Annotated in this window: 19 protein-coding genes; 8 read left to right on the top strand and 11 right to left on the bottom strand. The window is 64.2% G+C overall.

Translation table 11 applies throughout. The annotated features are described in order from the left end of the window. Positions 1–40 precede the first annotated feature (40 nt). The 7 genes from PPN31114_RS16720 to mutL form a co-directional block, all read right to left on the bottom strand. The gene (locus tag PPN31114_RS16720; protein ID WP_150680647.1) at positions 41–1,237 is read right to left on the bottom strand and encodes a M24 family metallopeptidase; all 1,197 of its coding nucleotides are present in this window, start codon (positions 1,235–1,237) and stop codon (positions 41–43) included. A gap of 101 nt (positions 1,238–1,338) precedes the next feature. Continuing rightward, positions 1,339–2,166 (bottom strand): ABC transporter permease, encoded by an 828-nt coding sequence (locus PPN31114_RS16715; RefSeq protein WP_150681105.1) that lies wholly within the window; start codon positions 2,164–2,166, stop codon positions 1,339–1,341. A gap of 119 nt (positions 2,167–2,285) precedes the next feature. Continuing rightward, a complete protein-coding gene (locus PPN31114_RS16710; protein WP_150680646.1) occupies positions 2,286–3,350 on the bottom strand; it encodes an extracellular solute-binding protein in 1,065 nt (354 codons plus the stop codon). Positions 3,351–3,417: 67 nt separating this feature from the next. Next, positions 3,418–4,470 carry an ABC transporter ATP-binding protein gene (locus tag PPN31114_RS16705; protein WP_150680645.1) on the bottom strand — a complete coding sequence of 351 codons (1,053 nt, stop codon included), beginning with the start codon at positions 4,468–4,470 and terminating at the stop codon, positions 3,418–3,420. A 1-nt stretch (position 4,471) separates the two neighbouring features. Next, the gene (locus PPN31114_RS16700; RefSeq protein ID WP_150680644.1) at positions 4,472–5,368 is read right to left on the bottom strand and encodes an ABC transporter permease; all 897 of its coding nucleotides are present in this window, start codon (positions 5,366–5,368) and stop codon (positions 4,472–4,474) included. Between the two features lie 264 nt (positions 5,369–5,632). Then, a complete protein-coding gene (miaA, locus tag PPN31114_RS16695; RefSeq protein ID WP_150680643.1) occupies positions 5,633–6,580 on the bottom strand; it encodes a tRNA (adenosine(37)-N6)-dimethylallyltransferase MiaA in 948 nt (315 codons plus the stop codon). 44 nt (positions 6,581–6,624) lie between these two features. Continuing rightward, a complete protein-coding gene (gene mutL, locus PPN31114_RS16690; RefSeq protein ID WP_150681104.1) occupies positions 6,625–8,595 on the bottom strand; it encodes a DNA mismatch repair endonuclease MutL in 1,971 nt (656 codons plus the stop codon). Between the two features lie 385 nt (positions 8,596–8,980). On the opposite strand from mutL, the gene PPN31114_RS16685 reads away from it, so the two are divergent. Beyond that, complete coding sequence (locus PPN31114_RS16685) at positions 8,981–9,649, top strand: VTT domain-containing protein (protein ID WP_150680642.1); 669 nt, start codon at positions 8,981–8,983, stop codon at positions 9,647–9,649. Between the two features lie 130 nt (positions 9,650–9,779). Here PPN31114_RS16685 and PPN31114_RS16680 read toward each other — a convergent pair whose 3' ends face one another. Continuing rightward, entirely contained in the window at positions 9,780–11,249 is a 1,470-nt protein-coding gene (locus PPN31114_RS16680) for an N-acetylmuramoyl-L-alanine amidase (RefSeq protein WP_174988153.1), read from the bottom strand. Continuing rightward, on the bottom strand, positions 11,243–11,767 hold the full coding sequence (tsaE, locus tag PPN31114_RS16675) for a tRNA (adenosine(37)-N6)-threonylcarbamoyltransferase complex ATPase subunit type 1 TsaE (RefSeq protein WP_150680640.1): 525 nt from the start codon (positions 11,765–11,767) through the stop codon (positions 11,243–11,245). Before tsaE ends, PPN31114_RS16680 begins: the two co-directional genes overlap by 7 nt. A gap of 8 nt (positions 11,768–11,775) precedes the next feature. Between tsaE and queG the strand changes: the two genes are divergently transcribed. Both queG and xerD read left to right on the top strand, forming a co-directional pair. Continuing rightward, positions 11,776–12,999, top strand: coding sequence for a tRNA epoxyqueuosine(34) reductase QueG (gene queG / locus PPN31114_RS16670; protein ID WP_150680639.1), 1,224 nt, complete (start codon positions 11,776–11,778; stop codon positions 12,997–12,999). Positions 13,000–13,157: 158 nt separating this feature from the next. After that, the gene (xerD, locus tag PPN31114_RS16665; protein ID WP_246182641.1) at positions 13,158–14,075 is read left to right on the top strand and encodes a site-specific tyrosine recombinase XerD; all 918 of its coding nucleotides are present in this window, start codon (positions 13,158–13,160) and stop codon (positions 14,073–14,075) included. Between the two features lie 45 nt (positions 14,076–14,120). Here the strand turns inward: xerD and PPN31114_RS16660 are convergent, their stop codons facing one another. Further along, on the bottom strand, positions 14,121–15,686 hold the full coding sequence (locus PPN31114_RS16660; RefSeq protein ID WP_150681102.1) for a class I adenylate-forming enzyme family protein: 1,566 nt from the start codon (positions 15,684–15,686) through the stop codon (positions 14,121–14,123). A 98-nt stretch (positions 15,687–15,784) separates the two neighbouring features. On the opposite strand from PPN31114_RS16660, the gene PPN31114_RS16655 reads away from it, so the two are divergent. The 5 genes from PPN31114_RS16655 to PPN31114_RS16635 all read left to right on the top strand — a co-directional run bounded on the left by PPN31114_RS16655 (position 15,785) and on the right by PPN31114_RS16635 (position 21,815). Then, positions 15,785–16,273, top strand: coding sequence for an aminoacyl-tRNA deacylase (locus PPN31114_RS16655; RefSeq protein WP_150680638.1), 489 nt, complete (start codon positions 15,785–15,787; stop codon positions 16,271–16,273). A 150-nt stretch (positions 16,274–16,423) separates the two neighbouring features. Further along, positions 16,424–17,158, top strand: coding sequence for a fimbrial protein TcfA (locus tag PPN31114_RS16650; RefSeq protein ID WP_150680637.1), 735 nt, complete (start codon positions 16,424–16,426; stop codon positions 17,156–17,158). Between the two features lie 96 nt (positions 17,159–17,254). Then, the gene (locus tag PPN31114_RS16645) at positions 17,255–17,764 is read left to right on the top strand and encodes a CS1 type fimbrial major subunit (protein ID WP_150680636.1); all 510 of its coding nucleotides are present in this window, start codon (positions 17,255–17,257) and stop codon (positions 17,762–17,764) included. 81 nt (positions 17,765–17,845) lie between these two features. Then, on the top strand, positions 17,846–20,665 hold the full coding sequence (locus PPN31114_RS16640) for a TcfC E-set like domain-containing protein (protein WP_174988150.1): 2,820 nt from the start codon (positions 17,846–17,848) through the stop codon (positions 20,663–20,665). Beyond that, positions 20,640–21,815 carry a CfaE/CblD family pilus tip adhesin gene (locus tag PPN31114_RS16635; RefSeq protein ID WP_150680634.1) on the top strand — a complete coding sequence of 392 codons (1,176 nt, stop codon included), beginning with the start codon at positions 20,640–20,642 and terminating at the stop codon, positions 21,813–21,815. Before PPN31114_RS16640 ends, PPN31114_RS16635 begins: the two co-directional genes overlap by 26 nt. Here PPN31114_RS16635 and PPN31114_RS16630 read toward each other — a convergent pair. Next, entirely contained in the window at positions 21,777–22,448 is a 672-nt protein-coding gene (locus PPN31114_RS16630; protein ID WP_150680633.1) for a response regulator, read from the bottom strand. The two genes, PPN31114_RS16635 and PPN31114_RS16630, sit on opposite strands and share 39 nt — an antisense overlap. Positions 22,449–22,632: the final 184 nt, after the last annotated feature.

Raw genomic sequence — 22,632 nt, 5'->3', positions numbered from 1 at the left:
GCTGCGCACGCGATGCGCGCGCTGCCTGCATTGGGCGTGCTCAGTCGATGGTCGCGTGGGCCAGCGTGCGCGGCGTGCGCGTGAGCATTTCGGGGGTATCGCCGGTGACGACCGAATCGTCCAGACGGAAGCCGCCCAAGCCGTAGACGTAGATGCCTGGCTCGGCGGAATACACCTCGTTGGCCAGCAGCGGGCGGTGGTTGAACGCCATGTCGTCGGGATATTCGTGACCGATGATGCCCATGCCGTGTCCGGTGCGATGGCGGATGTATTCGCCGCAACCGGCCTTTTCGATGACGGCCTGTGCGGCGGCGTCGATGCCCGAAACCGGTCTGCCGGTGACCGCTGCGTTCACCGCCGCTTCGTTGGCGGCGCGCGCCACTTCGTAAAACTTCGCCTGATCGCTCGACGGTTTGCCGCAGAACCACGTGCGTTCGTTCTCGATGACGAGGCCGTTCAAGCGCGGGATCACGATGTTGACCAGCCCGTCGCCCTCGCGGATGACGGCGCCGCACGAGGCACCGTCGCCGTGCGGTGAGGCCGACGCGGGACCGGACAGCGTCCAGCAGCGCATGACTTCAAGGTTTTCACCGGGGAAGCGCTTTGCCCCTTCGGTGACCATCAATGCCGCCATCGAGTAATCGAGTTCCTGCACGAGCCGCCCCGGGCGAATGTTCTCGCGATAGCGGTCTTGCACCCAGTCGGCCAGTTCGGACGCGGCGCGCATGATCGCAATCTCTTCCGCGTGCTTCACCCAGCGCAGCGAGCGCATCTCGGCGAGCATCGGCACGAGCTTCGCATCGGGCAGCATGGCGTTAGCGCGCGCGAGCGGCCCGCCCGCCGCATCCACGCCGATACGCGCGCCTGCCAATCCCGCCGCGCGCAGACGCTCGGCGACGAGCGCGGGCACTTCGGCGAGCAGCGGCAGACGCTGCGTCACGCGCGGATGTTCGGCATACAGCGAGACACGGTCGAGATCGAGCCACAGATGGCCGCGCTCGCGGGCCATCATCAGGTGATGCGTGGAGAGCTCGTTCATTACCGCGAATGGCTCGCCGTCGCGTGGCACGCACACCGCGATCGGGCGCTCCCACGTCTGCACGTCGACGTGAAAGTTGGTCGCCCATTGGAAGAAGTCGGCCGCGGTAAACACCAGCGCATCGACGCGCGTGTGATCCATCAGATCGTTCATCAGATCGCGGCGGTACTGGCGAGTGGCATCGGAGAGTGTCGGCATAGCGAAATCCTTTCGAGCGAATTGGCCTGTGCTCGCGAGCGAGTTAGCGCTCACCGGGCGATGTGGCCGGGGTGTCGGTTTAGTCGGTGGGGTCGGTTCAATCAGGTCATCATGGTCTTGGCGTAGCGGCGCTGAATGACCCAGTGCGACGCAATCGCGAGGGCAAACGTCACCACCATCGATATCAGCGAGAGCACGGCACCGAACGGCCAGTTGTTCGCCTTCGCGATCTGGTCGTAGATGGTCGGCGTCATCATCGTGATGCCGGTGCCGCCGAGCAGCACGGGGGTGGCATACGCGTTCATGCACAGAATGAACACGAGCATCGTGCCCGCCGCAATGCCGGGCGCTGCCATCGGCAGAATCACGCGAGTGAGCGTCTGCCGGAACGTCGCGCCGAGATTGCGGGCCGCCTCCTCGACGGAGAAGTCCATCCCTTCGAGCACGCTTTGCAACGTCAGAATCATGTACGGCAGCACGACGGCGGTCGTACCGATCACCACGGCAAACGGCGTGTAGAGCAAACGAATGGGTTGCGGCACGATCCCCAGCGAGACGAGCAGCGAATTCACGAAGCCCGCGTTGCCAAGCATCACCATCCAGCCCGCCGCACGCACCACGTTCCCCACGAGCAGCGGGAACACCAGCAGAATCACCAGCAGACTCTTGAAGCGGCTTTGCGTGCGCGCCAGCACGTAGGCGACGGGAAACCCGAGCACGAGCGCGAGTGCTGTGCACAGCGTGGCGACCTTGATCGTGGTCCACAGCACCGACAGGTAATACGGATCGGTGAAGAACTTGAGGTAGTTCTCGGCGGTGAACGCGGCCTGCATCATGTCGACGGGATCGAACCGATTCAGGCTGTAGCGCAGCAATTGCAGCCCGGGCAGCACGATCACCACCAGCACGACGAGCGTGGCCGGGAACATGAGCGCACCGCCCGTGAAGGCACCGCGCACCGCGCGTGCGGTGGTGCCTCTGGGCGCGTTCGACAAACGGGTGGGCGAGGGCATGGTCGACTCGGGGGACTCTGGCGCAGTGGCGGCGTTCACAGGCCCACCTTGAATTCCTTGTTCCAGAAGTCGAGCAGTGCAGGCTTGTCGGCGGTGAACTTGGCGTAGTCGAGCTTGACCATGCGGTCGAGTTCCGCGTTCGTGAAGCCCACGCTTTGTTGCAGCGACGGCGGCAAATTGGCGTTCTTCACGGTCGGCGCGTAGCCCATCGTTTCAGCGAAACCGATTTGCGCGCGCGCATCGAGCATCGCATTCAGATAGTTGAAACCGCACGGCTTGGACTGCGAGTTTTTCGGCACGGCTGCTTCGAACGTCACCGGCACGGCGCCTTCCTTAGGCACCACGTAGTCGATGGGCACGCCAGCCTTTTTCCATTGCAATGCGCGTGCTTTCCACATGCAGGTGAACCAGATGTCGCCGCTCTTGAGCGCCGAGGCCACGGCTTCGTTCGACGGATAGACCTTCGGCTGCTGCGACTTGCGCAACTCGCGCAGGAACTGCATACCACCGGCCGTATCGCCGTCTTTGTGGCCTGCTGCGAGCGAACTGCTCACCACGTTGAAGTTGTAGAGAATGTCGGAGAAACCCACTTTGCCCTTGAGCTTCGGATCGAGCGCGGCCATGAACGAGTCGGGTTTCGTGCCGATTTTTTCCGGGTTGTACACGATCACCATCGCGCTGAAGATGTGCGGGATGGAGTAGGGGCGGCGCAGCGTTTCGAGCGTGTTGGCGAGATTGGGGACGAGCTTCGCATCGACCGGCTCGAGAATGCCCGAGCGGTTGATGTCGTACATATCGAGGTCGGCCAGACACGCCACGTCGAGCGAGCCGCGTCGCGACGCTTTCTCTGCGCGCAGCTTGGTCATGCGTGCGACCTGATCGGCCGAGTCGTAGGTCACCTTGCCACCCGCGGCTTCGATGATCGGCTTGCCGATGTTCTGTTCTAGCAGGTTCAGATAGTCGCCGCCCCACGTGCCGACAACCACATTCGGGCAGGCATCGGCCGCATGTGCCGAGAGGGTTTCGAGGCCGAGCGCCGGGGCCAGCACGAGGCCGGAGGCGGTCTTGAGAAACGTGCGGCGGTTCAGGGCGTGCGTCATGTCGTCATCCTTCCAAACGTGAGGCCGAAGCGGTGAGTGGGTGAGTCAGAGGTATAGGGTGTGTCGGTCAAGCGTTGAACAACAGGCAGTCGCTCGGCGAGAAACACGCCTTGAGCATTTGGCCGGGGGCGTAGCGTCCTGCGCTGTCGCTGGCGGTGTTCGGCACATGCGCGACGAGGGTTTCGCCTTGCTGGCTCTTCAGACGCAATTCAAGCGTGGAGCCGAGATAAATCGTCTGATCGACGGTCACCGGCACGGCGCTCTCGTGGGCGACGGGGGCGTCGGTCAGGCGCAGGCGCTCCGGGCGGATACCGAGTGTGGTGGCGTCGGGGGCAGCGTCGGCAAGCGCGAAGCGTTCGCCTTTCGCTGTGACGAAATGACCGTCGTTCATGCGTCCGGCGAGGAAATTCATCTTGCCGAGGAAGTTCGCTACGAACGGATTGGCCGGGCGTTCGTACAGCGCGTCGGCGGTGCCGATCTGCTGCACGCGGCCGTCATGCATCACGGCGAGACGGTCGGCAATGGCGAGCGCCTCTTCCTGATCGTGCGTGACGAAAATCGTCGTCAGGCCGAGACGCCGTTGCAGCGCGCGAATTTCCTCACGCACTTCGGTGCGCAACTTCGCGTCGAGGTTCGAGAGCGGTTCGTCGAGCAGAAAGACGTCGGGGCGAATGGCCAGCGCGCGGGCAATGGCTACGCGTTGCTGTTGGCCGCCGGAGAGTTGGCGCGGGTAGCGGTCTGCCAGTTGCGTGAGGCGCACCATGTCGAGCGCTTCGCGAATGCGCGTGGTGCGCTCGGCACTCGACACATGGCGCATTTCTAATCCGAACGCGACGTTTTCCGCCACGGTCATGTGCGGAAAGAGCGCGTAGCGTTGGAACACCATGCCGGTGTTGCGCCGGTGCGGTGGCAGGCGCGAGACCTCTTTGCCGCCGATCCAGATTTCGCCATCGGTCGGCTCGACGAAGCCCGCGACCATGCGCAGCGTGGTGGTTTTGCCGCAGCCGCTCGGGCCGAGAAAAGCGACGAGTTCGCCTTCGGCAATCTCCAGCGAGAAGTCGGCCACTGCGGCCGCATTGCCGTATTGCTTGCGCAGACCGCGCAGGGAGACGTTGGCCATGTCAGATCACCTGGCTGAGTTTGACGAAGCGGTCGGTGATCAGCATCACGATGCCGAGCAACACGATCTGCGCGGCGGAGACGGCCGCAATCGTCGGGTCGAGATTGAATTCGAGGTACTGCATGATCGCGATGGGCAAGGTGGTCTTGCCCGGGCCCACGAGCGGCAGCGTGAGTTCGAGGTTCTCGAACGACACGATGAAGCTGAACAACACGGCCGCGACGATGGCCGGGCGCAGCATCGGCAGCGTGACGCGCCACAGCGTGCGCCAAGGGCCCGCGCCAAGGTTGCGCGCGGCCTCTTCGATGGTGCCGTCGATTTGCGCGAGGCTCGCGCCTACGAGGCGCATCGTCCACGGAATCGTCAGGCAAATGTGTGCGACGACCAGCCCGCCGAAGGTGCCGACAATATCGACGTCGAACAGGTTTTCGGCGCGCAGATAGAAGAGATAAGTGGCGATGCCCGCGACGATGCCGGGCACGACCAGCGGCAGAAGCAGCACATTGCCAAGCGTGCGGCGGCCCGGAAAACGATAGCGCGCAAGGGCGAGCGAGGCGGCCACGCCGAGAATTACCCCGCCGATGGCTGCACAGGCGGCGAGTTGCAGCGACAGCAGGAAGCCGTTGGCAAACGCGGCATTGCGCCATGCGTTCAGATACCACGACACGGTGTAGCCGCTGGGCGGGAAGGTGATGATCGCGTCTTTGAAGAAGCTCAGCCAGATCACGAAAATCAACGGGCTCAGCATGAACAGGTAGATCAGCGTGATCCCTGCGCGCACCAGCCACTTGCCGACCGGCAAGCTACGCGGTTTGCCTGCGGGCAGGCGCCGCGTGTCGCTTGGCGCGGCTTGCAGCGCACCCGGCACCCCACTCTGTTCCATCGAAGTCTGCGTCATTGGCACCCTTCCCGGTATCGTGGATTCGATGCAATTTTGAATTGCTCGAAACGTTGATATGCAAATTAGCATATCAAAATCGACATGCAAACCGGAAAGCTGTCAGGGTTTCAACGGAGAGGAAACGAGGTGAGTGTGCGTGTTCCGCAAGGCGGGACATGCGGTGGCGCGGCGATGCGGGGGCGGGCGGAAATGGCCCGCTGCGGTGGCCTGCGTCAGCGCAAGACTAGGCGTTCGCAGCGAGCCATTGAACGCGTGGGCTGGCTAGATTTGCCACAACTCGCGCACGGTGGCGAGTGCGCGTTGGGGCGCGTCGCTGGCCGTGCAGTCGACGATATGGCGCTCGGGCATCGAGCGCAGCCACGTGAGTTGACGCTTGCACAACTGACGCGTGGCGAAGATGCCCTTGTCGCGCATCGTGTCGTAGTCGGTCTCGCCATCGAGGTATTCCCACACCTGACGGTAGCCGACGCAGCGCATCGACGGCAGGCCAGGATCGAGATCGCCGCGCGCGCGCAAACGTTCGACTTCTTCGATGAAACCGGCGGCCAGCATCAGACGAAAACGCTCGGCAATACGGGCGTGCAGCACCGAACGGTCGCTGGGCTCCAACGCGACAGGCACGAACGTGTGCGGTGAATCTTCTGCGGGCGCTTGCGCTTGTTCCGCGAGCCATTGCGACATCGGCTTGCCCGACAGCTCGAAAATTTCGAGCGCGCGTTGCACGCGTTGCGAATCGTTGGGGGCGAGGCGTGCCGCCGTCACCGGGTCGACGGCCGCGAGTCGTGCATGCATGGCTGGCCAGCCATCGCGTGCAGCCTCTTCGTCGAGTCGCGCGCGAACTTCGGCATCGGCAGACGGCAGCGGCGACAGCCCCTGCGTGAGCGCCTTGTAGTAGAGCATGGTGCCGCCGACCAGCAACGGGCGGTGTCCGCGCGCCGTGATTTCGTCGACAAGGCGCAGCGTGTCATTGCGAAACTGCGCGGCAGAATAGGCATCGCGCGGATCGATGATGTCGATCAGGTGATGCGGTACGGCGGCGAGCTCTTCGGCACTGGGTTTGGCCGTGCCGATATCCATCTCGCGATAGACGAGCGCGGAGTCGACACTGATGATTTCGATCGGCGTGTCTTGCGCGAGCGCCAGGGCGGCAGCGGTCTTACCGGATGCCGTCGGGCCCAGCAGGCAAACAATCGGGGGCGGGGGATTCATGAACTTCCGGATACCTTGTGACCTTGCGATGCTTCTGCTGCAACTCAACGGCCGCGCATGAACAATTTGTCGAGATCGCCCAGCGTGAGCTGATACCACGTGGGGCGGCCATGATTGCACTGGTCGGCGCGCTCGGTCGCTTCCATCTGGCGCAGCAGTGCGTTCATTTCCTCGTGTGTGAGACGACGGTTGGCGCGCACCGCGCTGTGGCAGGCCAGTGTGCCGAGCAATTCGTGCTGACGTTCCGTGAGCACACGCGAGCCACCGAATTGACGCAGATCCGCGAGCACGGCGCGGGCCAGTGCCTGCGCATCGGCACCGTCGAGCAGCGCTGGGATGGCGCGCACGGCGAGCGTCGTCGGCGACATGGCGGCGAGGTCGAAGCCGAGCGCCTTTAGCGTTTCCTGATGCTCTTCCGTCGTGCCGATTTCCACCGGGTCGGCGAAGAAGGTCACCGGGATGAGCAGCGGCTGCACAGGCACGCTTTGCTCGATCAGCGCGTGCTTGAACTGTTCGTAGAGAATGCGCTCGTGCGCGGCATGCATATCGACGAGCACCAGCCCATAGGCGTTCTGCGCGAGGATGTAAATGCCGTGAAGTTGGCCCAGCGCGAAGCCGAGTGGCTGCTCCAGTTGCATCGCGTCGGGCGTGGCACCCGGCGTCAGGCCGTCGGTCGTCGGCACGGCGGTGCCGTCTGCGGCGGTTCCGGGATTGCCTAGTGCTCCGAGCGAGCCGTAAGCGTTGGCCGGGGCATCGGTGACGCCGGGCTGACCGTACGGGCGCGGCGCAGGCGGCGCTGCGCGGCCAAACAGGTTGTCGTAGACCGAGAGCGGTTGTGCAACCGGCAGGGTGCCTTGCTGCGCACGCGGGTTCCAACTGCTGCCACCCGGCGAGCCGAAGCCTGCCGCAGGCCGCGCGCCCATCATGCCGAAGCCGTTACCGCCGGGGTTCGCACTTCCGGCAGCCAGCCCACCGCCTTCGGTCACGTGTGCCGCGTGCGTCGCACCGCCACTGCCAGCGGCGCGAGCCAGCGCACGTTGCACGGCGTGGAAGACGAACTGGTGCACGCTGCGTGCATCGCGAAAACGCACTTCGATTTTCGACGGGTGCACGTTCACGTCGACCAACTGTGGCGGCAATTCGAAATACAGCACGTAGGCCGGGTAACGGTCGCCATGCAACACGTCTTCATAGGCGGCGCGCACGGCGTGCGTGAGCAGCTTGTCGCGCACAAACCGGCCGTTCACGAAGAAGAACTGTTGATCGGCGCGTCCACGGCTGGCCGTGGGCAGCCCGACGAAGCCGGACAGCCGCAACTCGGCCGCGCCCTCGTCGAGCGCGAGGTGAGCATCGGCAAAGTCGTTGCCCAGCACCCGGGAGACGCGCGTGGCGGCGTCGGACACGTTCCAGTGCTCCACGGCCCGGTTGTTATGCAGAATCGAGAAGCCGACGTCGGGGCGCGCGAGCGCGCTGCGGCGAATCACGTCCATGCAGTGACCGAATTCGGTCTGCTCGGTCTTGAGGAATTTGCGACGTGCGGGCGTGTTGAAGTACAGATCGCGCACATCGACCGTCGTGCCGACCGGCCCCGCCGCAGGCGTCAACGCGCCGGTATTGCCGTCGATGGCCGTGGCGTGAGGCGCGTCGATCTGACGGCTCGACAGCGTGAGCTGCGCGACGGACGCAATGGAGGCCAGCGCTTCCCCGCGAAACCCGAGGGTGAGCACCGATTCCAGTTCGTCGAGCGTGCGAATCTTGCTGGTCGCGTGGCGCGTGAGCGCGAGCGGCAATTGCTCGGCCGACATGCCGCCACCGTCGTCGGTGATCGCAATGCGACGCACGCCGCCTTCTTCGAGCTTGATCTGGAGGGCACGGGCGCCCGCGTCGAGCGCGTTCTCGAGCAATTCCTTGACCACGGAGGCCGGGCGCTCAACCACCTCGCCGGCGGCAATCTGGCTGATCAACTGGTCGGGAAGCACGCGGATCGCGCGCGCGGGGGCGAGGGCCGCCGGCATGGGGCCGGGCAGGCGGGTGGCTGCGGCGGCAAGGTCGGCGGGGGCGCCAGCGAGGTCGTCGGGCGCGCCGGCAAGGCCGTCAGCAGCGGAAGCGGAGGTCGGGGTGGCAGACATGGGAACCATTATAAAGGTTGCCCTCAAAGACATAGATCGGTCAGCGTTTCAGCCTGCAATACCTAAAGAACAGCTAACAAACACCCGCTATAGTCCTGTCATGGGAAGGTTCGGGTCAGGTTTGGGTGGCCCGAAGGTGTCCGGCGGCCGGTGAATGGGCAATTTTTGGTTGTCATCGGCACTTAACGACGCCCGACGTTTGCGCTGGTATGATGCGACTCGTCGCGCGCCCGTGGGGACGGGCCGGCGTCCTTTATCTTGAGGAATCGACTTGGATACTTTGGTGCAGTTGCTGGAGATGGTGCTCCACATCGATAAGCATTTGGGTGTGTTTATCGATCAATACGGAAACTGGGTCTACCTGTTTCTGTTCTTGATCGTGTTTGTCGAGACGGGGCTGGTGCTCTTCCCGTTCCTGCCGGGCGATTCCTTGTTGTTCATCGGGGGCGCGTTTGCCGCGACCGGAGCGATGGATCCGTGGCTGCTCGGCGTGCTGCTCTTTATTGCAGCCGTGACGGGCAACACGCTCAACTACTGGATCGGTTCGAAGATCGGGCCTCGGGTGTACGAGAAGAACTGGCGTTTTCTCGATCGCGATGCCCTTCGCAAGACCCACGACTTCTACGAACACCACGGCGGCAAGACGATCGTGATGGCGCGTTTCGTGCCGGTGGTGCGCACGTTCGCCCCGTTCGTGGCGGGCGTGTCGGCCATGTCGTGGGTGCGCTTCCAGCTCTATAACGTGTTGGGCGCTGCAATCTGGGTGGTGCTGCTCGTGGGCGGCGGTTACCTGTTCGGCAACATGCCAATCGTTAAGCAATACCTGAACGTGATCGTGCTCGTGGGTATCAGCGCAGCGGTGGTGCCGATTGCACTGGGTGCCGTGTGGAAGCTGTTCACGCGCGGTCGTCGCCGTGTGCCGCAAAGCCAAGGCGAGTAAGCGTGTCGTGACGAGGCTGTGACCCGCCAAGGGTTACGGCTTCGCAAGCAACAGATGAAAAAAATGGCGCGTCCTGATGGGGCGCGCCATTTTTGTTTGTGGCGTCTGTGCCGCCTGTCCTTCGATCTGCTTAAGCCGTGCGGTTCTTGGCCAGCGGCGGATTCTTCGCGAAATACGCCTTGATGCCGGTGAGCAGGGCGTTGGCGAGTTTCTCCTGATACGCCGGGTCGTTGAGGCGCTGCTCTTCATCGGGGTTGCTGATGAAGGCCGTCTCGACCAGCACGGATGGGATGTCCGGTGCCTTGAGCACGGCGAACGAGGCTTGTTCGACGCGCCCGCTATGCAGCCGATTCAGCCCGCCGATCTGCTTGAGCAACGCATCGCCAAAGACCTTGCTGTCGCGAATTTGCGCCGTGGTCGACATGTCGAGCAGTGCATGCGCCACCGTGCGGTCGTTGGTCTTGATGTTCACGCCGCCGATCAAGTCGGATGCGTTCTGCGTTTTTTCGAGCAACCGTGCCGTCGCACTCGTGGCACCCCGCTCGGAGAGCGCAAACACCGACGAGCCGTTGGCCGCAGGTGAGGTGAAGGCGTCGGCGTGAATCGACATGAACAGGTCGGCATCCACGCGGCGGGCCTTCTGCACGCGCACGCCCAGCGGCACGAAGAAGTCGGCGTCGCGCGTCATCATCGCGCGCATATTGGGCTGCGCATCGATCTTGTCGCGCAGGCGCTTGGCGATCTGCAACACCACAACCTTCTCGTACGAGCCCTTGCTTCCGATAGCGCCCGGGTCTTCGCCGCCGTGCCCGGGGTCGAGCGCGATGGTGAGCAGGCGGGCCGTTTTCGGGCCGCGCGAGGGCGGCGGTGTGATGCTCAGGCCGTCGTCGCCGTCGTTATTCTGGGCCAGCGGCGGGGTTTTATCCGGGGCGGGCGGACGCGTGGGGCGTGTCGAGGACGACGGCGTGGGCGGACGTGCCGGTGCCGCGTTGCCCGCATCGCGCTGGGCGTATTGCTGGAAAAACGCTTCGCTCTCTTCGGTGCTCGGCGTGCCGCCGGACGACGCCCCCTGTTGGGCGAGCGCTTCGGCTTTGTGGCCCGACTTCGCGAGCAACTCCATGAGCGGATCGGGTTCCACCGCAGGATACAGATCGAACACCGTGCGGTACTTGTAGCCCGCCACCGGCGGCAGCGTGAACGATTGCGGCTTCACACCGGCTTTCAGATCGAACACCATGCGCACGACACCGGGCTTGAACTGGCCCACGCGCACTTGCATGATCTGCGGATCGTTCGGTTGAATCTTGGCGACGAGGTCGCGCAGCGCCGGACTCAGATCCACTTCGTCGAGGTCGATCACGAAGCGGTTTGGGCTCTCCATCAACTGCTGCTGGAACTTGACCGGGTTGTCGGTCTCGAGCGTGACGCGTGTGTAGTCTTTCGCCGGCCACACGCGCACCGCGACGATGGCATTGGCAAAGGCGAGACGGGTGCCGGTGACGGCGAGGATGAGCGTCGATGCGCCTGCGCGCAGTGCACGGCGGCGGCCGGCATTGGGCGAGGAGGCGTCGTCGGTTCGGGCGAATCGTTTGATCAGCATGAGTTCAAGCAAGCAAGGCCGGCCGGCGTGTAGGCGCTCGTCGTCAGACGGCGGCCATCGCCAACTGGTTCCAGCCACAGGCGTAAATCGGGGGTGCCCAGCAGGCCGTCGGCTTTTTCGGGCCATTCGACCAGACACAGCGCATCGCCCGCAAAATGCTCGCGAAAGCCCGTGTCGTGCCATTCGGCCGGATCGGCAAAGCGGTACAGGTCGAAATGATAGACCGGCAGTACGCCCTGTGGCGTGTCGATGTTGTACGGTTCACACAGCGCATACGTCGGGCTTTTGACGCGCCCGGTGTGGCCCAGTGCGCGCAACAGCGCACGCACGAGGGTCGTCTTGCCAGCCCCGAGATCGCCGGATAGCTGGACGTGCAGGCCGGCATGCGCGGCGTCGGTGTGTGCCATGCGCGAGACGATGGCGTGCGCGAGTGCCGCTGCGAAGGCTTCGGTGGCAGCTTCGTCGGGGAGCGCAAAAACGCGCTCGCCCAGTGGCGCGGACGCTGTGTGTTCGGGCATTGCGTAAAATGGAGTCAATGAAAGCTTCCGTGATTTTCCCCGCTCCCGCCGCACAAGTCGAGCCATCGGCACCGCCAGATGGGCTCGAAGTGTCGCCCTCGCGCGACAATACGGCGATTGTTTCGCTCAGTGAAGCGCAACTGTCCGCGCTCGCCGGGCAAATTCGCACGTGGGCGAGTGAGCTCGGCTTCGGTAAAGTCGGCATCACGGACATCGATCTTTCGCACGCCGAACCCGGCTTGCAGCAATGGCTCGACGACGGCTGTCACGGCGATATGGACTACATGGCCGCGCACGGCATGAAGCGGGCTCGCCCCGCTGAACTCGTACCCGGCACGCGACGCGTGATCAGCGCGCGCATGAATTACCTTCCCCAAGAGACCGATCCGAGCGGCTGGCGCCAGCACGAGGCTGCGCGTTTGCACCAGCCGGGCGAGGCCGTGGTGTCGCTCTATGCCCGTGGTCGCGACTATCACAAGGTGATGCGCAACCGCTTGCAGCAACTCGCCGACCGGATCGCGCAGGCGATCGGACCGTTCGGATATCGCGTCTTTACCGACTCGGCCCCGGTGCTCGAAGTCGAACTCGCGCAGAAAGCCGGTCTTGGCTGGCGCGGCAAACACACGCTGTTGCTTTCGCGCGACGCGGGGTCGCTGTTCTTCCTCGGCGAAATTTTTGTCGACGTGCCGCTGCCGGTCGACGACGGCGCTTCGCGCGGTGAACACTGCGGCCAGTGCCAGAAATGCCGTGATGTCTGCCCGACCGGCGCGATCACCGAAGCGTTTCGTGTGGATGCACGGCTGTGCGTGTCGTATCTGACCATCGAACACAAAGGCGCGATTCCCGAGCCATTGCGCGCCAAGATGGGCAATCGCATCTATGGCTGCGACGACTGCCAGCTCTTCTGCCCGTGGAACAAATTTGCCCAGCCGTCGCCGTTGACCGATTTCGCGCCGCGCAACCGTCTAGACCGCGCGTCGCTGGTGGAATTGTTCGCATGGACCGAAGCCGACTTTCTCGATCGCCTGCAAGGCAGCCCGATTCGCCGTATCGGTCATGAGCGCTGGCTGCGCAATCTGGCCGTCGGGTTGGGTAACGCGCTGCGTGAGGCCGCGGATGACGAGACGCGCAAGCCGCTGCGCGACGCGCTGAGCGCACGCCTCGATCACCCAAGTGCTCTGGTGCGCGAACACGTGAAATGGGCGCTGGCTCAGGAAGGAGCCACCCTTTGAGCGCGCGCAAGACAACGAAGGGCGCGGTCGACCGCACCGTCGATTTCGATGACGACGACGAGCCGTTCGAGCAAGCCGCCATCGACGATATCAGCGACAGCGGCAGTGACGACAACTCGGACGCTGGCGCAGCGCGGGAAGTCTCCGGCGACACGCCGCTGGAATTCGATGCGCAAGGCGCGGCCTACGTGCGCAGTGCCACGCTCATCGACCAGTTCTGCGACACGATCTGGCTCGAAGACGGTCTCTCTCGCAATACGCTCGACGCTTACCGGCGCGATATGCGACTGTTCGCCGAATGGCTGGCCGCCAAACACGACATGGCGCTCGACGGTGTCGACGAGGCGGCGCTCTCGGCTTATCTGGCATGGCGTCGCGAGAGTTTGGCCAGCAGCGTGAATCGCCGCCTGTCGGTATTCAAACGTTTCTATCACTGGGCACTGCGCGAACACATCGTGCATCTCGATCCTTGCCTGCGCATCGCGTCGGCCAAACGCGCGCAACGGCTGCCCTCGACCCTATCCGAAGCGCAGGTCGAGGCGTTGCTCGCGGCACCTGATCTCACGCAGCCGCTTGGGCTGCGCGATCGCGCCATGCTGGAGTTGATGTACGCGAGCGGTTTGCGTGTGTCTGAGCTGGTCGCGCTCAAGACCATCGAAGTGGGGCTCAACGAAGGGGTGCTGCGCATCTTCGGCAAGGGCGCGAAAGAGCGTCTGGTGCCGTTCGGCGATGAGGCTAGCGGTTGGCTCACACGCTATCTGGCAGAGAGTCGCGGCGTGTTGCTGGCAGGGCGCGCGTGCGATGTCTTGTTCGTCACGCAACGCGGCGACGGCATGACGCGGCAAGCGTTCTGGTATCTGATCAAGCGCTACGCGCAACTCGCCGATATTCACGCACCGCTCTCGCCGCACACGCTGCGGCATGCGTTCGCCACGCACCTAATCAATCACGGGGCCGACCTGCGCGTGGTGCAATTGCTGCTCGGTCATGCCGATATCTCCACCACGCAGATATACACGCACGTCGCGCGCGAGCGCTTGAAGTCGCTGCACGCACAACACCATCCACGCGGATAGGTGCGCGTGGGGGCGGATAGGCCCGGGTGGGCGAGACTGCCGCGCTTACAGCAGCGCTTTGAGCTTGTGCTTGAGCACCTTGCCGGTGGACGCCGCAGGCAAGGCGTCGAGCACGCGAATCTGCGCGGGGCGCTTGTAGGGCGCCAATCGGCCCGCCGCCCATGCCGCTAACGCCGTCACATCCACGATGTGCCCGGGGCGGGCTTCCACGAACGCAATCACTTCCTCGTTGCCGTCGGCTTCGCGGCCCAGTACGGCCGCTTGCAGCACGTCGGGATGACTCGCGAGCGCTTGCTCCACTTCGATCGGATAGACGTTAAACCCGGAGTGGATGATCAACTCCTTCGCACGTCCCGCGAGAAAGAGCGCGCCGTCGGCTTCGCGGCGGGCGAGATCGCCTGTGCGCAGCCAGCCATCGGGAGTGATCGCGGCGGCCGTGAGTTCCGGTGCGCGGTAGTAGCCGAGCATCACGTTCGGCCCTCGCACCCAGAGTTCGCCCACGTCGCTATCGGGCAGGTCGCGTCCCTGTGTATCGACGATGCGCACGGCGACGCCGGGAATGGCGGGCCCCACGGCGCAGTCGTCGCGCGGGGCATCGAGCAGCGTTTGCGACACGGTCGGGCTGCTCTCAGTTAGCCCATAACCGTTATGAATCGGCAGGCCATAGAACGCTTGCACGCGGGCTTTGAGCGCGGCATCGAGTGGCGAGCCCCCCGAATACACGAAGCGCAGACGCGGTGCCACGAGCGGCGTGCCCTCGCTCGCGACATAGGCCATCAAGCGCGCGTGCATCGCGGGCACGCCCTGCAAGATGGTCAGTCCATCGTGAGCGAGCGAATCGAGCACGGCTTCGGGCGTGAAGCGCGCCGCCAAACGCAGCGTGCCACCGGCATACAACGTGCCCAGACACACCGATGTCAGTCCATACACATGCGAGATCGGCAGCACGGCATAGGCGACATCGTCGGCACCGACGCGACGCAGCGTGCTCGATATGGCCGCGATAAACAGTAGATTGCGATGCGAGAGACGCACCCCTTTGGGCGTGCCGGTCGTGCCTGTGGTGTAGATGAGCGCGGCGCACTGCGTGGCGGCGTCGGCTTGCACGGGCTCAGCTTCGCTCTCGGGATCGGCGTCGGTCGCCGCGAGCGCGCCGAGCGCCAATTCCGTCCAGACGATAGCGGCCCCTTGGCTGCGCGCGTGCGCGGCGGCATCAGGCGAAGCATCGACGGTGAAAATCGCACAGCGTGGGCGGGCATGATCGCGAATCACGCCGAGTTCCGTAGCCGATAGCCGCGCATTGCACAGCAGCGGCCACGCATCGAGCGAGGCCACGGCCAGCAGCAGCACCACGTAAGCGATTCCGTTCTCGCCCACGATCATCACGCGATCGCCGCCGCGCACGCCATGCGCGCGCAAATGCGCCGCGCAAGCAGTGACGGCATGCGCCAGCTCGCCATAGGTCAGGCGGCGGAAATCGTCGATCAGTGCGATGCGAGTGGGGGTCTGCGCCGCGATGCGAGCGGGCAGGGTGTCGATGCGCGGCGGCAGGTTCGCCAGCCATTGTGCGGCAAGCGCGTCCTGATGCGAGGTGTCGTAGGGGGCGGCCATGGCGGCATTGTAATGCGTCGCCAGCGGCATCGTCATGCAGGCAGGCGCTCAGGGATTCATTACAATCGACGCGTTCACTTGCTTGTCATTTTTACAATATGAAATCCAAGGCAACCGCAGAAACGCCTGCCACCAAGGCCCTTGCCAGTGCTGGCGTGACGTTCGGCAGTCACTTCTACGAGTATCAAGAGCACGGCGGCACGCGTGTCTCCTCGGAAGCGCTCGGGGTGCCCGAGCACAGCGTCATCAAGACATTGGTGATGGAAGACGAGAATGCCAATCCGCTGATCGTGCTCATGCATGGCGACTGTCAGGTCTCGACCAAGGCATTGGCGCGTCAGAGCGCACGCAAGCGCATCGAAACGTGCAAACCCGAAGTGGCGCAGCGGCATTCGGGTTATCTCGTCGGCGGCACGAGCCCCTTCGGCACCCGCAAGCGCATGCCGGTGTTCATGGAAGCCACGATTCTCGATCTGCCGGAGATCTACATCAACGGCGGCCGCCGAGGGTATCTGGTGTCGATCGCCCCGTCAGAAATTGTGCGCTTGCTCTCACCAACGCTCGTGAACGCTGCGCTGGCCGACTAATCTCCCCACGCTGTCACACGCCGCGTGAAATTCTGACTCGTCAGATGTTCACGCGGGCAACGTCTCTCTACGATGGTCATGCCACGAGATGCCTGAACGAAAGCCGTTCACGCGTCGCGCACGGCCTAGCCATTCGCAGGGAGACAGGGGATGTCGATTCGAAACCGTCGTGTCATGGCGACGCTCGTCGCCTTCGGCGCGATGTGGCCGCACGTGCCCGCATGGGCCAATGTGACGGTGTCGCCGATTGCCAGCGTGATCGCGGGCACGGGGCAGCCCGTCAGCATTATTCGCGTGACATCGCAGTCGCCGAGTACGCAATACGTCGAAGTCACCGTTCGGAAAGTCATCGACCCTGCGACGCCCGCCGAGCACGAGACGCCAGTCAGCGCGCTCGACGGCGGTCTCGTCGCCTCCCCCGGTAAATTCGTCCTCTCTGGCGGCGCAACGCGACAGGTGCGCGTCGTGGCCCTCGGCCGCCCGGAGAAGGAAACCGTCTACCGCGTCTACATTCGCCCCGTCGGGGCCATCGAAGACGCGCCACCTGCCGATGCGCAGGACAACATCGCCACCGACGTGCAGGTCAGCTTCGTTTGGGGCGCGCTCGTGCGCGTTCAGCCCTCGCGCGCCGTGGTTGCGCTGGCACGCACCAGCGACAACGCGGGCGTACTGAACATCGGCAACGTTCGTGCGCATGTGCTCGCCATGGGGCAATGCGCGGGCATATCGAACGATGCGTGCCAATGGCAAGCCGTCGGGCAAAGCGTCTATCCCGGTTTGCGCCTCGCCATTCCTGAACCGATGCGCGCCCACGCAACGCGCATCCAGTATCGGGTCGACAGTGAGCGGGAGGATCGGTTTGCCGATCTGAGCGTCTTGCCGTAGCCCCTGGCTGGGCAACGCGCCCTGGCCTTCCCGTGCCGGTGGCATGACCGGCCTTTTTCCCCCCTCCCTTACCTCACTTACCAAGGAAAGCTATCCATGAAGCGAATCAAGCACCTGGGCGTTGCACTGGCCATGACGCTCCCGATGATCTCGGTCAGCGCCGCAGAAGTCGTCATCGACCTGACAGCGAGCATCGACCCGACGCTGTCGGTATTGCAGGCGAATGGCACCCCTATGCCGCAAAGCTTGGTGATGACCTACAACGCGGCAACGCGGCAGGTGTCGGCGCCCGTCGTGCAAACGCGTCTTCACACGAACGACGACTCGCAAAATGTCGACGTGCGATTGGGCAGCGCCGCGCAGTTGCTGCACACCACCAACAACGCGGCGGCGCCGATCCCGCTCACGGTCCAACTCGGCGGACGCCCGATTACGACGGCCAATACCAGCTTTACCGCGGCAACGCTCTGGCAGGGGGCGAGCACGGGTGAGTCTGTGACGTTGCCGCTGGCGATCACGGGTGGGCTAGCAGGCACTAACACCCCGGCCGCGGGCAACTACACCGGCCGCCTCGAAGTGCTGCTCGTCGCGGCTGCGGCGGGCTAATCACTCACCGCCATGTCGGAAGGCCAGCGCGCATGCCATCGGCTGACGCGTCGCGCTGGTCCGGCCTTCGACTCATCCGCCATGCGATGTCTGCTGTACACGTCATTCGTCTGCTTTGCTGTGGCACTCGGTGCCAACGCGGCGGCGTCGACCGTGAACGCGGCACGGGTGCCACCGGGGTTCGAAGACATCGTGCACGGCCAAGTCGAGCAAATTGAAATTCGCATGCTGGGCAAGACGCTGGGCATATTTCCCGTGTTCGTCCGCCCGGACACCGTGCGATTGGAAACGCCGGAAGCGGTGGCTGCGGCCATCGGTTTGCCAGCGGCGGCGAGTGACGACGCCAACGCATCCGACGCGTCGCACGTCGCTGCCAGCAGGCTGGCTGCCCTCGCCATGCCCATGGCCCGAAACGGCCACTTGGTGTGCGACATCGATTGCGGATATCTGGACACCGAGACCGCCGACGTCATCTTCGATGAGCAGCGCGGCGCACTCGATCTGTTTCTTGCGAAGGCTTGGCTGCCGGTGCCGGATACGACCGACGAGCCGTATTACGCGAACCCCGCGGGCAGCGAGCGCGCGCTGATTCACTCGCAAGTGCTCAACGTTGCTGGGTCCAGTACGCAACGTAATCTCACGCTGCTTGGCAACGGCGCACTCGGCATCACATCGCGGAGCTTCGCGGGCTTCGACTGGTCGCTTGTGCACACGGGGCAGCATGGCCAACACGGCCAAAGCGATGGCGGTGCAGACCGTTTGCACGCGTCGCTGAACAGCCTCTACTATCGTCACGACTTGGGCGCCACACACTACACCCAGTTCGGGCGAATGGATCAACGCGATCTGTCCAGCACGCGCGGGGGCAGCTTCGGTTTTTCATTGCTGCCGGTGCATCGGTTCGATGGCGTTCGCGTGGGCACGTCGCAGGCGTACGTGAACGAGCACCGTGCAGCGCAAGGTTCGCCGCTGACCGTACTGCTCACACGCGACGCGCGTGTCGATGCCTATCGTGGCAACGAGTTGCTCGGCAGCGCCTATTTGCCCGCTGGCGTGCAGACCATCGATACACGTTACTTTCCCGAAGGCACCTATCTCGTCTCGCTGCGCATTGTCGAAGCCGATACGCTGGTGCGCACGACTTCGGAGCCCTTCACCAAAGTTGGCGGCGGTGCGTTCGATCAGCGGTTTCAATGGTTTGGACAAGCCGGACGTGCGGCTGACGAGCGCTATGGGCAACGCGACGCGCGCGGTTTCATCGCGCAAGCCGGGGCGCGCACACCGGTCGGCGGCGGCGTGCTACTCACGAGCGGCGTCGGCTGGGTGCCGTCGGCGCTGTACAACGAGACCCAACTGAGTTGGCGTCACGTGTTCTCATTCGGCACGCTGACGCTTGCCGGTAGTGGGCTTGTCGGCACCGGTGGCGCGTACGGCAACACGCAATCCGTCGCGCTCGCCAACGGCGTCGGTTTGAGCCTGTATCGCTATCAGATGCGAGACGCGTCATGTACGCGCAACACAGCGGCGTTCGGGCAGTCGGCACTCAATTTTGGGTGTTACGACTCGCTCAACGCTGCGCTCTCGGTGCCGTTGGGACCATGGCAGGCGAGTGCGGGCTACGGCTACAACAAGACACAGGGACGTTCGCCCTCGGCAGCCGACGTATTCGATGCGTCCCGGCCCCTTGGCGGCGCTGATGTTCCCAACAGCCGCCACAGCGACCGGGTTTCGCGCACGCTACAGGCGACGCTTAGTCGGTCCTTCCGTTGGCGCCGATTGTCGGTGGCGTCGCGTGTCGGCGTGTATCAGCGCCGCGCCACAGCGGGGGGCGGTGGCGCGATGGGATCGGGGGCCGCGAGTCGCGATACCGGTGCGTTCGTGAGTCTGACGTTGACGGCGCATCGTCCGAAGCCTCCCACGCAGGGAGCGGCAACCTTCAGTAGCGCGGGTGTGGAACTGCGTAGCGGGGAAGGCGAGCGTCGCAGCGGCGCGCAGACGGGGTATCAGGCTTCGCATGCCTGGACATGGGACGACACGTCGCGCCGGGAGCTTGCTGTCGGCGTCTCCGGCGAGGTGCGCGGCGATGTGTCGGCGACGGTGCGGGGTGCCGTCGATGGCCGCTATGGCGACGCCAACGCGATGCTCTCGGGCAGCGCCCGCCGTGCTGGCATCGTCGGGGGCGACAGGGTGTCGTTCACGGGCGGATACGCCTCGTCGCTAGCCGTCACGCGTGACCGGGTGCTGCTTGGCCCGGCATTTCTCGCAGGCGAAGCACCGGCTGCGGTGGCCATTGTCGTTGCCGATGAAGACGATCGGACACAGGGCGCGGCGGCCAGACTCGACGTCGGCGGGCGGCCGGTGACGGTGGACTTCGGCGGCGCAGCGATCGTGCCGGTCAGTGGCTACCGGTTGCAGTCTGGCGAGGTCTCGGAGGCAACGTCCGGCGTGCACGACCACACGGTAAGCCTGGTGCGCGGGGCGTCGCGCCGCGACTATTTTCTGACGCCGGGACGCGTCGTGACACATGAGGTTTCTGCTGGACGCAGTTACACGTATGTGGGGCGCGCGTTGGGCCCCGATGGCTTGTCGCTCGATCACGCGCAGGTACTCAGCGTGCCGGCACAGCCGCTCGACGATCAGGGGGTGTTCATGATCGAGTCACCGCGTCAGCTCAGTTCACTCTATTTGCTGAGTCGAGGGCAACCGCTTCGCTGCGCGATTGACGTGACGCGGCGCGAGGACGTGGTCCACGTGACGGGCACCACGCAGTGCGAGGCGCTCGCGCAGGAGACGTTGCCCGAAGGGATGCGCGCCGACGCACGCGTTCAACGCTTGCTGAGCCAGCGTGAACTGTCAGTACAGGAGACGAGGCGAGATGTCGCTGATGCAGTTACGCGGTAACAGGGGAGTGCCGCGTTGGGCGGTGCCGTATCTGATGGCAGGTGCCGTCGCGCTGGGGAGTCTCTGGATCGCAGACGACGTATTTGCACAGGCGTTTCCGGTCGATCACCGGGAAAGCGTCGAGCAAACGGTCGATCGTTCGAGCATCGCCGCGGACTGGCAGTTCAGAGAACCACTTCAGGTCCACTACACGCCGGGGGAAATCCGCGGCTCGCGAACGGCTTATGGTTGCCGCTCCAATGCCGACAGCGCGGTGGGTGCCTGCGCGGTGCGCCCGACTTCAGACCCGTCCGGGGCGCGTACGAGGATTCGTCTGCGCTTCGTCGAAAGCCGAACGCATCATGCCGTGGACCTCGTTGCGACAGGCGCCAAGATCGTGACGGTGAGCGGCTCGACGTGCAACCACGTTCGTCGGCAGCTTCACGACAATACGAACAACGGGACGTGTGGTGGCAGACGTTATGACGCGTCGCGTTACGACTTGAGCCTGAGCCGGGAAGAGATGGCCAAAGTGCCGATGGCCGGTATCTGGCGGGCGCAACTGATGCTCAATGTCATCGAACTCGGACAGACCGCCCCCAGTGCTACGCACGTGTACGACATCACGCTGAACGTGACCGACCGCAACAACGCGCAAATCTATTTTCCGACGCTCGCGACGGTTAACCCGCGCGTTGCGTTCGATTTGCGCAGCCGTCCGGGGGCTGGGTTCGTCCCCGTGATCTTCGGCGGGCGCGCGTTGGACTTGTGCTTCTACGACGGCTTCGGATCGAACAGCGATGGAGCGTTGCGCGTGCGCGCCACTGGTCCGGGCGGACAGTTTCCAGAACAGCCCGCAGGGTATGCCTCGATCGCTGCGCGCGGCACGCCCGGGCTGTTGCCCGTCGACCGAATCGATTACCGCGTCGGGTTGACCTACGACGGCGCGACGCAGTGGTTGCGGATCGGCGACGCGGCGGGCATGGCGTTTTCGCCGACGTCGCAATCTCCGATCCGGTTGGTCAGACTTCCGGGCATTCCCGTGCCGGTGGCGTGCACCCCGGCACGGCTGAACTTCGAAATCGCGCCATTTGTGGTGACGACCAAACGCCACGGCGAGTACGAGGGCACGCTACGGCTCGAGATGACTGTCGATGCCGGACGGATTTGATAGAGCCGCTGTCGACAAACCCGCCCGGAAGGCAAAGCCGTAAAGATCGGCATCGCACTCGAGGCCGAGCTTTTTCATGGCGCTGACTTTCTGCGCGCTGATGGTCTGCTTGGTCCGGTGCAATCGTGCGGCAATGCCCGTGATCGACACACCGGAAACGTACAGACGTAAAACCTCGGACTCACGTTTGCTCAGCGGTTTGCCTGCGGTGCTCGACGCTGGTCTCGGCCCTGATGCGGGGCAACGAAATTCGTGCCCCAGATACACCGCATGAATGGCGGCGATCAGGTGATGTAAGTCGCCCGTCTTGTTGAGTACCGCGCGAATGCCCGACGCGCCGATTTGCCGCAAGAGCGCCGGGTTTTCGATCGACGTGAGGACGACGACACGCAATTTGGGGAACGTGCGATGCAGGTAACCGAGTAGCGTCATGCCGTCACCATATCGACCGCCAGGCATTGCGTAATCGGTGACGAGGACGTCGCAAGGGGCGCGCAGAATCGACTCGACGATCGCCGTGGAATTTCGCGCGGTACCCACGACAGCCAGCGATGGCTGATTTTCCAGTTCGTACCGCAAGCCGGCAAGAATGGCCGGGTGATCGTCGGCCAGGGCAACGCGTATTTTTGTCATGTGCCTATGTCTCCGCCAAAGGGGCGCGTGTGAGGCATCGGCTACCTGCCACGGGTTCCGCGAATTGCGTACAAACGCGCGGCGTAACGTGCGCTAAACCCATAAACGGGTGTTTTCCCACTTTTGCCCGGGTTCTTTCTGACAAGTCAGAAACTAGCGGGTATTCGCCCGATCCCGGTGATTT

The sequence above is a fragment of the Pandoraea pneumonica genome (assembly GCF_902459645.1).
GTDB lineage: Bacteria > Pseudomonadota > Gammaproteobacteria > Burkholderiales > Burkholderiaceae > Pandoraea > Pandoraea pneumonica.
Note: the sequence above shows the minus strand (reverse complement) of the source record. Positions and strands in the feature narration are given on the sequence as shown.